The organism is Hanstruepera sp. CR43, from assembly GCF_055227665.1.
This window is the reverse complement of record NZ_CP200078.1, coordinates 2,596,787-2,607,500: the sequence shown is the minus strand read 5'-3', so window position 1 is coordinate 2,607,500 and position 10,714 is coordinate 2,596,787. Positions and strand designations below refer to the sequence as shown.

8 protein-coding genes, 1 rRNA gene and 1 pseudogene (1 of these 10 only partly in view) are annotated in these 10,714 nt (G+C 33.4%); 4 read left to right on the top strand and 6 right to left on the bottom strand.

All coding sequences use genetic code 11. The annotated features are described in order from the left end of the window. Together ACKXGU_RS11965 and ACKXGU_RS11960 are read right to left on the bottom strand one after the other, a co-directional pair. A 16S ribosomal RNA gene (locus ACKXGU_RS11965) occupies positions 1-235 on the bottom strand; it reaches 1,291 nt to the left of the window's first position. Between the two features lie 429 nt (positions 236-664). Beyond that, a complete protein-coding gene (locus ACKXGU_RS11960) occupies positions 665-2,650 on the bottom strand; it encodes a putative porin (RefSeq protein WP_463465525.1) in 1,986 nt (661 codons plus the stop codon). Between the two features lie 68 nt (positions 2,651-2,718). Here ACKXGU_RS11960 and ACKXGU_RS11955 point away from each other — a divergent pair. The 4 genes and pseudogenes from ACKXGU_RS11955 (at position 2,719) to ACKXGU_RS11940 (ending at position 7,348) form a co-directional block, all read left to right on the top strand. Beyond that, a pseudogene (locus tag ACKXGU_RS11955) lies at positions 2,719-3,319 on the top strand (ribonuclease HII). A 65-nt stretch (positions 3,320-3,384) separates the two neighbouring features. Further along, the gene (locus ACKXGU_RS11950) at positions 3,385-5,820 is read left to right on the top strand and encodes a ribonuclease HII (protein ID WP_463465524.1); all 2,436 of its coding nucleotides are present in this window, start codon (positions 3,385-3,387) and stop codon (positions 5,818-5,820) included. 33 nt (positions 5,821-5,853) lie between these two features. Beyond that, a complete protein-coding gene (locus tag ACKXGU_RS11945; protein ID WP_463465523.1) occupies positions 5,854-6,903 on the top strand; it encodes a nucleoid-associated protein in 1,050 nt (349 codons plus the stop codon). A 61-nt stretch (positions 6,904-6,964) separates the two neighbouring features. Further along, positions 6,965-7,348, top strand: coding sequence for a hypothetical protein (locus tag ACKXGU_RS11940; RefSeq protein ID WP_463465522.1), 384 nt, complete (start codon positions 6,965-6,967; stop codon positions 7,346-7,348). 22 nt (positions 7,349-7,370) lie between these two features. Here ACKXGU_RS11940 and ACKXGU_RS11935 read toward each other — a convergent pair whose 3' ends face one another. From ACKXGU_RS11935 to ACKXGU_RS11920, 4 genes are all read right to left on the bottom strand, one after another. Further along, the gene (locus ACKXGU_RS11935; protein WP_463465521.1) at positions 7,371-8,939 is read right to left on the bottom strand and encodes a T9SS type A sorting domain-containing protein; all 1,569 of its coding nucleotides are present in this window, start codon (positions 8,937-8,939) and stop codon (positions 7,371-7,373) included. Positions 8,940-9,002: 63 nt separating this feature from the next. Further along, positions 9,003-9,719 carry a lipoyl(octanoyl) transferase LipB gene (gene lipB, locus ACKXGU_RS11930; protein ID WP_463465520.1) on the bottom strand — a complete coding sequence of 239 codons (717 nt, stop codon included), beginning with the start codon at positions 9,717-9,719 and terminating at the stop codon, positions 9,003-9,005. 5 nt (positions 9,720-9,724) lie between these two features. Then, positions 9,725-10,483, bottom strand: a complete 759-nt coding sequence (locus ACKXGU_RS11925; RefSeq protein WP_463465519.1) for a hypothetical protein — start codon at positions 10,481-10,483, stop codon at positions 9,725-9,727. A gap of 39 nt (positions 10,484-10,522) precedes the next feature. After that, a complete protein-coding gene (locus ACKXGU_RS11920) occupies positions 10,523-10,681 on the bottom strand; it encodes a YqaE/Pmp3 family membrane protein (protein WP_463465518.1) in 159 nt (52 codons plus the stop codon). Between the last annotated feature and the right edge of the window lie 33 nt (positions 10,682-10,714).

The following is a 10,714-nucleotide window of genomic DNA, read 5'->3' as shown; positions in this document are numbered from 1 at the left end:
CTCATCTTTTACCGATAAATCTTTAATATAAAACCGATGCCGATCCTATATACTATGCGGTATTAATCTTCATTTCTAAAGGCTATCCCACTGTAAAAGGTAGATTGTATACGCGTTACGCACCCGTGCGCCACTCGCCGGCGGAAAAGCAAGCTTTTCCCCGCTGCCGTTCGACTTGCATGTGTTAGGCCTGCCGCTAGCGTTCATCCTGAGCCAGGATCAAACTCTTCATCGTTAATTCTTAAATATTATTTAACAACTAACAGAATTGTTCTTCCTTCTCCTTGGTACTCAAAATGGCCTATTCTCTTTTGTTGAAAATGTCCGTTTCCAAACATTTTCCTACGCTGTCAATTCAATATGTCTATGAACTTTTCTTTTATCCCTTAAGGCGTTTATCTCTTAAGCGGGTGCAAATATAAATACTCTTTTTTTTACCCACAATGTTTTTTGAAAAAAAATTGAAATATTTTTTCAACCCCTTCTAAAAACCCCAATAAATCCCCTAGAACTTCCCCGCCCTTCAGCACATCAGTGCCCCGAACGAGGGCGCAAATATAAAACCCTTTTCCTTTCCTAAACAAACTTTTTTATATATTTTTTTTAATCCAAAACCACAAACGCTTAATATCAGATATTTGCGGTGGAAATTAATTTCAAAAAACTACAAAAAGAAGTTCCATACAACACCAAATCGGACTATAAAATCTCTATACGGGTAATTTGGAGCGGAATAAAAATCATAACCTGTCCAAGCGGAATTAAAATGTTCGGCTTTTAAGTAAATGCGAATTTGTTGAATTTTTGCATTTACAAAGAAATCAAATCTTGGAAAACCTCCATACTCTCGGTTATTCTGAACATAAAATTCAGCCATGAGCGGATCGTAAGCATTCATATGGTATTTTGTGAAATAGCTAAATATCACACCTGTTTGCAAAAACAAAGCGCGTTTAAAGAAGTGATTGGAATAATATAAGGTATTTCTGGTTGTGAGCTCTGGAAGGTTTAACAGCATCCTATCATCTTGCACATTTTGGTACATAACCGTATTATACAAGGTAAACTTCTTTAAAAAATCAAATCCCTTTTCCCACTTAAGTTTAAGATAGTTAATCGTTTGATTGGTTTGAAACGGTTTAACAAAACCGTCATCAGCATCTTTTTTAAAATAGGCATAATCATTTATGGTAGTGTAACTCAATGACATATTACCAAACCATTTTGTATCTAAACCAAAAAACAACTGTTGTGTTTCAGTGTTATTGAAGTTGTTTTGCCAATTATAATTCTTGTAGACACTTTGATACAATAAATAATTGTAATTGGGAGCCGTTGAATTGTGATTAATTTGCGCGCTCACTTTGGTGTTTTCATTGAAACTGTAAGATGCTCTTCCAGTGATAAAATTACCATCAAAATCTCCAGAGACATTTAATCCAAACTCCCCATACAAACTAAACTTATTAATACTCTTTAAATATTTCCCTCCAATCGATACAATATCACCTTTTAATCGATTGGTGATATATTGATTGTTAATGACTACAACTTTATCATAACCATAATTATAATTCTCGTGCCCAACATTAAATTGCAAATCACCTATAACACTGTTACTATAATTCAGTGCAAGTTGGTTATAAAAATTCTCCAAGGTTACACGGTCTCTTAAATTACTCGTTTGAAATGCCTCACCAAAATATTCATTTTCTCTAGTCTGGTTAAATTCAAAATATTTGTCTTCAAATGACATCTTATGACTGACAAATAGTTTATTATTTGCCAATGAATCATTTGGTTTTAAAATATAATATGAATGATCTAAATGAAAACGCTTTCCTTTCAAAATGTTTTCTGCATCTTCAAAGTTAACAGCCAAAACCGCTCGGTCCCTAAATTCTGGATTACCGGATTCAAAGAATTGTATATTGTCATCCTGTAAACCGCCATTCTCCTCATTGAGCAAATCTTGCATAACTATATGGGCATTGGCAAAGTATCTCTTATTTTTAGTGTTATAACTAGTTGTAAATCTGAAGTTCCCAGTACTGGTTAAAATATGTTGATACTTCCCTAAAGATCTCAAACCTTTGTAGGCAATTGAAAAATTAAACTGTTTAGAAATGTTGGTAGTAAAAAAAGCATCCAGTTGCTGACCTTGTTCAAAAGCCGTTTTGTAATAGAGTTCTGTAAGTGGCGTAGGCACATGATAATAATTAATATCTTCAATTTCCATATAATTAAAATGTCTAGCCCTGGCACCAAATAAAGGCATGGTACTATTGTTGACATAATTATAACTCAATGAATTATAGGTTTGTCCAACATTAGAAAAAGGAAGTAACTCAAAATTATCCCGACGTAGGTAATTGAATTTATATTCTTTCTGGATAGTTAGTGTGGTATCAACATAGGTCGTGTCCTTAAGATGCGAAATGATTGCATACATTTCAATTTTAGCATCTAAATTTTTGATGTTTTTGTTACTGGTGCTTTTAGATGAGCCTCTAAATGTTGAGTCATTTTGTCTAACATTTAAATCGTTTTGGTATCCGGTCGACAATTCTCCTTTTTTAGATGGGGTAACTTGCGCAAAAGCAATACAAGAAAAGCAAAATAAAAAAAATACTATAACTGATTTCTTCATAATTTTTTTTCGACCTTGCAAAGGTATACACAATTTACAATAACGCTATGATATTAAGAATTATTTAAATGCTAAAGTTAAATTATTCAGGGTTTGAGTTTGAATGTGGCACGGACGAGGCAGGAAGGGGTTGCCTTGCTGGCCCGGTTACCGCTGCCGCTGTTATTCTTCCCAAAAACTTTAACAACAAAATATTAAATGATTCCAAACAGCTTTCTGAAACCAAACGCAGCCTGCTAAAACCTGTAATTGAGGATGAAGCCCTTTCTTATCATTTCACCCATATATTTCCTGATGAAATTGATAAAATTAACATCCTGAATGCTTCCATTTTAGCCATGCATCGCTCCATTGAAAAATTAGAAACCCATCCAGAATATATTATTGTTGATGGAAATAAGTTCAAACCATTCGAACAAATTCCTTTTGAAACCATTGTAAAGGGAGATAGTAAGTACCTTTAGTATTGCTGCCGCATCTATTTTAGCCAAAACCAATAGAGATGCTTATATGGAAGTTATTCATGAGGAATTCCCTATGTATAACTGGAAACAAAACAAAGGCTATCCTACTAAAGAACATCGTGAAGCGATTAAAAAATATGGTATCACTAAATATCATCGCAAATCATTTAGATTACTACCGGAACAATTGAAATTGGATTTGTAATATTTTCGACAGACACATTTTAAAGCCATTAATTATTTATGTAGGTTTGTAAAAATTCCCTCTTAATGAAAAAAAGTTGTCTTTTTGCCCTGCTAATTGCGGTAATTTTTGGATGTGAAACTTCAGAAAAAAAATCAAATGTCATTGATTATTTGAGCCATGAAGCAGCTATAATCTTAAAGACCAAAAATATTGCCAGCTTACATAGCAATCTTAACAATAACGATTTATTAAACAAACTAGAAGCATCCAAAAGTGTAGCTGATTTTTCAAACCAGTTAGCACTCATTAAACACTTTAATACAGAAGATGATTTATATATCTCTATTTTCAAGAATACCGAAAATCGTTTAGAGTATTCCTTAATTACTAAATTAAAAAAAGGGCTATTTGATATTGATTCACTTCCCAATCATAGCGTTGAAACATTAAAATATCAATCTAAAACCATTACAAAAAGCACCATTGACTCCCTTCAATTATTTCATACAGTTATAGACAGTATTTTTATTGGTGCTACTACCAAAGAGCTATTAGACAAAACCATTCAAGGCAAGAAACTAGAGAATACATTGGAATCTTTAATGGAGTCATCAGGATCGGAAAATCAATTAGCTATCCTAATTAACAAAAAGTATGATAATTCCATTAATTCTTTTTTTGTTAATGAACAATTAGCAACCCGTGAATTAACCGATTATTTATTTGTGGATGTTGATGTCAATCAGAATGAACTCACTCTAAACGGTGTCACGCGTTCAGCTGATTCAACCCAAAAACTCATTGACGCCTTCAAAAATACTATCCCTCAAGAAAACAGATTGGCCCACATTACACCAGCAAGCAGTGATGGTTTTTTAAGTATCACCTTTAATGATTTTAATGTTTTCCATAAAAATTTAGTGGCTATTCAAAAGCTAGATTCGGTTTTGGACTATCCGCTTCTTTTTGATAATATTATTGAAGTGGGTACTGTTTATGAAGGTCATCAACAAGCTGTTATATTAAACTCACTAGATGTATACATAACCAAAGATGCCTTGTTAAATGATCAAGATATTATTGAAACATTTCGTGATGTTGATATTTTTGGTTTTGGCAAGCCTACTTTATTTTATGATACCTTTAAACCTTTTATTGATTTTCAAACGGCTGATAAGTATTGTATTCTTGACAATTTTATCGTTTTTTCCAATAGTGTTGAATGTCTTCACAACATTATTGCGAGTTATAAAAATCAAACAACCTATGATTCAAGAAATCATTACGCGCTATTGAAAGAAAAATTTAGCGACGAATCTTCGTTGTTAAGCGTTGTTGGTTCAAATGCTCTGGAACCCATTGTCAATAGAAATTTAGGTGACAGTATTAATCTCAAGTTAAACGATTATCAATCGTCTGGAATTCAGTTTATTTATGATTCGCATTTTGCACATGTGAATGCGAGTGTTCAAAAAGCCAAATCACCTGTTTATGAAAATTCTATTTCAGAATCAAACAGTATTGCTTTAGACGCTGATTTGTTGAACAGTCCGCAATTGGTAACCAATCATCTAACCCATGAAAAGGACATAGTAGTTCAAGATATTCAAAATAACTTATACCTTATCTCTAATAGTGGCAAGATTCTTTGGAAGAAACAGCTACAAGGACCCATTTTAGGGCGAATTGAGCAAATAGACATGTATAAAAACGGTCGATTGCAATTAACATTTGCCACACCAAACCGTGTTTATGTTTTAGATAGAAATGGTAAAGACGTAGCGCCTTTCCCGCTCAAATTCAATGACAAGATTACGCAACCATTGTCTGTATTTGATTACGACAACAATAAAAAATATCGTTTAATAGTTACCCAAGGCCAGGACGTTCTGATGCTTGATGCCAAAGGCAAAACCGTAAAAGGATTTACTTTTTCAAAAGCTGATAACGACGTTATCCATCAACCTCAACATATAAGAATTGGAAGAAAAGATTACCTATTATTCCAAACGACAACCAAATTATACATTTTGGATAGAACCGGAAAAACCCGTGTAACACCTAAAAGCAATTTTAATTTTTCAGGGGAAGGAGTTTATCTATACAATGATAATTTTGCCACAACAACTTCCAGTGGCGAGTTGATAACAATAGACCAAAATGGGAACACAGCTTCCCAAAATTTGGGTTTATTTGAAAAACATGATTTTGTAACAACGTCTAAAACACTGGTAGCCCTCTCAGAAAACAAATTACGAATAAAGCAAAATACCTACGAACTAGATTATGGTGATTACAGCGAACCCAACATATTTTATTTAAACGATAAAATTTATGTGACCGTCACCGATAAGCAAACTCAAAAAGTATTTCTGTTTGACAGCAATGCCAAGTTACTTTCCAATTTCCCTGTTTATGGTACTTCAGAAATTGATATGGACAACATAGACAAGGACCGAAATTTAGAATTTGTTACCAAAGGAGAAAGTAACACCATTCTTATTTATCAAATTAACTAATCACAATTTTAATCGATATACTTTAAATCAACTATGATTAAGCGCACCAATGCCTCCATTTCAAAATGTATTATTCACAAAGTTGGCAATAAGTTCAACAATACTAAAAATGCGTTTTCTGAAAAAGAAGTCCATTTTGATGAGGCCAGTTACGAACTCATGTTGCCGTTTTTATTAAGGCCATTTGGAAGTGTGGTTCAAAGCTATCGATTTAATCATCATGCAGACATAACACTCAACGAAATCAACACCTACTGTTCCCAAATATTTGCGAACGAGGACGATTTCATTGAAACTTCCAAACATATTGTTAAACATTTATTTGAGCAGTCCAATTCAGCACAAATTAAAACGGGTGATGTGTTGGTAGTTCTTTTTGAAGGCATCGAATTCAATGAAATAACCACTAACGCGCTTGGAATCTTCAAAATTGAGAACAAAGTAAATTTCTTTCAAACCTATTTAGAAAATAATAGTTATGATGTATTGGTTCAAAAAGGTATCAATAGTAAGAAAGTAGATAAAGGTTGTTTAATTTTAAACCAAAGTGATACGGAAGGACGTATTGTTTTGAGTGCTGATAACAACAATTATGACGCACAATATTGGACCAATCATTTCTTAAATATCAAGTTTGCAGATGATGCTAATAGTCACACCCAGCAATATCTGGAATTGTGCAAAGATTTTTCTGAAGACATTTTAAAAATCTCTTATGGCAATCAGGAGCAAAATACCTTTTTAGCCAAAACCATTGATTTTTTCAAAGAACATGAGATTGTCAAAGTTGAGGAGTTTAAGGATGATATTTTTGTGGAGGATAAACACAAAACTCTGTTTGACGATTACAAAAAAACCTTTGAAAGTGAAAAGGATTTAGTTATCAGGAATCAATTTGATGTATCTGATTTGGTTGTTAATAAGGAAAAGAAAAAAATAAAAACCGAAATCAAACTAGACACTAATATTCAGATAAAACTAGATATCGATGCACCTGAAGCCTCAAGTGAGTATTTGGAACGTGGTTACGATGAAACTAAAAAAATGCATTACTACAAAGTATTTTTTAATGCAGAAGGCTGATTTGATTTTCTAAACTAAAATATCTAAATTGGATTCGATCAGATTATAACCTATAAACAACATGAGTAAAAAAACGCTTCTTTTTCTGGCTACAGTAGTCATTTTTGCGTGCGATATGTATGCACAAAAATTATATCAAATTTCGAAGACCGAAAGAAAATGTCTAGTTATAACATCTGAAATAGATTTTGAAAAAGAATTTGAATGGGAAGAAGTGGATTGCTCAGAACTAGAAGGCGACTCAAAAAAGAAAATTACACCCGAGCAATTAGCTATAAGACAACAAAACAGAACAAAGCTTTTGGAGCATCAAGAAACATTAAAATCCCTTGGTTACAATGTTGATGTCACTGGCTTAATAGACGAAAAGACCATTGAAGCTCACAAAAAATACTTAAAACGAAAAAGAAAAGACGAAAAACGTGCTTTGAAAAAAAATAATTAAAGAGTTTTTAATAGGCAAAGACCTACTTCACAACAAACTTCTTAGCCTTTAAGAAATTATCACTTTTAACCACTAAAAGATAATAACCACTTGTTAAACCCGACACATCTATCTGGGCTTTGTTATCAAATAGACTCTCTGACAATTGCATAACCTGTCGTCCTTGAATATCGTAAACTTTAAACTCCATTGAATGGGATTGAAATTGAAGTTGCGAATCAAATTCAACCGTTAGGTTAGTATCTACTGGATTAGGATAGACAGAAAACAAATTGGTGTTTACACTAATGTCATCAATGCTTAATTGAGCAGCATCTAAATAGTCTGGCACACCATTTCCGTTAACATCATCATCTGTTGGATCACCATTTCCATTATAATCTTCATCCATTGTAATCACGCCATCGCCATCATCATCCATATCCAAATGATCTGGAATACCATCATTATCGGTATCCAAAAATGTTGGTGGATTAACTCTGTTGTCTGAACTTCTACCGCCAAAAACAATTTCATATTCTGAAATGACTGTATCACCATCATCGTCATCGTCCTGATAATTTGGAATACCATCTCCATCCGTATCATCATCAGCTAAATCACCATTACCATTAACATCTTCCATGTCATTTGGAATACCATCATTTTCATCGTCATTATCACAGTTGGTAAAACTGACTGTTAAATCAAATTGTGCATTATCTGTACTTGGATTTATAACTATGGTGAAATTATTGTTGCCAGAACTTATGGTAACATCACCTGAAACCGATGCATTGGAAGCATCTAAAATATTAACGATATTTTCTGAAACATCTAAATTAAATAATCCTAAAATGCGAGTTTTATAATCATCTATATTGAAGATTTCACTATTGTCATTATCTACATCACAAATGACCACATTGAAATTACTAGTTGGTTTAAAACGCCAACCTTCGTTATAGGCTTCCCAAGTTCCTGTATTTCTATTTGGTGGTGTCAAACCCTGTGTTCCTGTTTGGTTCTGAATTCCCAAAACTGCTTTGCCTTCCTGCCAATCTAAACAAGCAGGTTTATTTTTAATTAGCACGTCAATAATACCTGTCGTTTCATGAATAACTATTTGGGATGTAGTAAAAAACCCATCACAAAAGCTTAAAAAATGAGGGATATCTTCGTAAAAAATATAAAAACGTCTGTTAGGGGAATCTCCTGATATCCCATAATAAACAGCTCCAATATCATCATTTGAATTTCCACTGTTATCTATATCATGATATGGACCAAATATAGCTAGTTTTGGTAAATCTACAGAAGGAACAGAAGCAGAAAAGCTCCATGGATCATATGTATTTGCCAATGAACTATCAAATACAATATCTGCATTAGAACCAACTACCAATTCTGTTTGATTTATAAGTCCAAAAAAATCAAATGAGAATGGTAAATTTATAACATCAGAATAAAGATCATCACCATTAAATTGTATAATATTTTGTTCCTGAAACTCTTGATAGGGTATAGATTCAACCGTATATTGGTAAGTATTCTGGGAATAAAAATTGAACGAGAATAGTAGTAGAATAATTGAAATGTAGCAATTTTTCATAAGTGCAATTGATTAGCTTTATATCTTAAAGATACAATTATAGCCAAAAGGTTGCGTGAAAAATCAAACTTTTTCTTCCTGAAGTTGTAATTCAGCCTCAAACAAATGGGCAAAATGTTTCAACAATTTGGCTTTCACCTCATCCATGGGTACTTCTTTAACACCTAACTCTACATTCAATGAGGTAACAGCTTTTCCACGAATACCACAAGGAATCATGTTATCAAAATAGCCTAGATCGGCATTCACATTCAATGCAAAACCATGCATAGTCACCCAACGACTGGCACGTACACCCATGGCGCATATCTTTCTGGCAAAGGGTGTTCCCACATCCAACCAAACACCTGTCTCACCAGGACTGCGTTCTGCTTTTAAACCGTATTCAGCCAAGGTCAGAATAATCATTTCTTCCAAAAGACGTAAGTATTTATGAATATCGGTGAAAAAGTTATCTAGATCCAAAATAGGATAACCCACAATTTGCCCAGGACCATGATAGGTAATGTCGCCACCTCTATTGACTTTGTAGAAAGAAGCCCCTTTTTCGGCTAATTGTTTTTCATCAACCAACAGATTGGACATATCACCACTTTTTCCCAAAGTATAGACATGAGGATGCTCAACAAATAGGAAATAGTTGGGTGTTTTCAAATCAGTATCCTCCCGTCTGTTCTTAATCTTGGTATCAACAATACCTTGAAACAAGGATTCCTGATATTCCCACGTTTTCTTGTAATCCTTTAAACCTAATTCTTGTATGTCAATCGTTTTGTTCACCTACATTAATCTTCTAAAACAACTTCCACATTTAAAAGTTCTGGGTTCTTTAAAGTTTCCATAAAATCAAACTCCAAAGCAAAACTTTTTCTGTCATCACTAAACATAGCTTGATCATTGGATACCGATTTTATCGGTCTAGGAAAATGGTAGTTCAATTTATAGCGTGAGCTTCCAAACATCATAGCCATTTCGGAAAGACTATCCATAGCCTGATTATGAAGTTCCTGGTTAACAATTTTTGCAGTTCTCTTAAATACACCTCCTTTATAGCTATAGTTCAATTCCGAAGATTTCGTGTTTCCTATAGAGGAAAGCGGATTTGTAGGATCATTTTCGTTGGCTCCGCCTTTACCCTGCAAATTACTGAAGCTGTTCATGGCCTTAAACATATCTTGTAATTCATCAGCATTTTTAAAATCAGTAGATAGATCAAAATTCATTTTCTTGGTTTCAGAATTCATGACCATGTGCATTTTAAAATTCTCCAAGGCTTTTAATTTATCTTGTTCTTCAGCTGATAAGGTTGCGATACTATCCTTTTTTTCTTCTAAAAAATCTTTAAAAACAATAGTAGAATCCATAACCGTTTCCTCTTCACCTTCAGATAACTTATCGCCAGCCATTGCCATCAATTCAGAGGCATCAACTGAAAATGTCATACTACCACTCCCATCCTCATTGATATAAATGTTTTCTGAAAATTGACAACTAGTAAGCAAGGCAGTTATCAAACAAATAACCGGTAAAAATAATTTTTTCATGTGTATTCTATTAAAGTTTTAGAACACAAAGATACTACTTTAAGAGTTAGGATTATTCAAAATTACCAATGCGGCAATAACTCCAGGAACCCAGCCACAAAGCCATAATAAGAAAACGATAAGAATAGAGCCACAGCCTTTATCTATAACAGCCAAAGGTGGGCAAATAATGGACAATAATACTCTCCAAAAACTCATGTGATTGATTTTAATTGATGATTATACTCATTA

Excerpts from the sequence above, each read along its gene's own strand:
- ACKXGU_RS11935 (WP_463465521.1), bottom strand. The coding sequence starts at position 8,939 with ATGAAAAATTGCTACATTTCAATTATTCTACTACTATTCTCGTTCAAT.
- ACKXGU_RS11940 (WP_463465522.1), top strand. The coding sequence starts at position 6,965 with ATGAGTAAAAAAACGCTTCTTTTTCTGGCTACAGTAGTCATTTTTGCG.
- ACKXGU_RS11925 (WP_463465519.1), bottom strand. The coding sequence starts at position 10,483 with ATGAAAAAATTATTTTTACCGGTTATTTGTTTGATAACTGCCTTGCTT.
- ACKXGU_RS11945 (WP_463465523.1), top strand. The coding sequence starts at position 5,854 with ATGATTAAGCGCACCAATGCCTCCATTTCAAAATGTATTATTCACAAA.
- ACKXGU_RS11960 (WP_463465525.1), bottom strand. The coding sequence starts at position 2,650 with ATGAAGAAATCAGTTATAGTATTTTTTTTATTTTGCTTTTCTTGTATT.
- ACKXGU_RS11950 (WP_463465524.1), top strand. The coding sequence starts at position 3,385 with ATGAAAAAAAGTTGTCTTTTTGCCCTGCTAATTGCGGTAATTTTTGGA.
- ACKXGU_RS11920 (WP_463465518.1), bottom strand. The coding sequence starts at position 10,681 with ATGAGTTTTTGGAGAGTATTATTGTCCATTATTTGCCCACCTTTGGCT.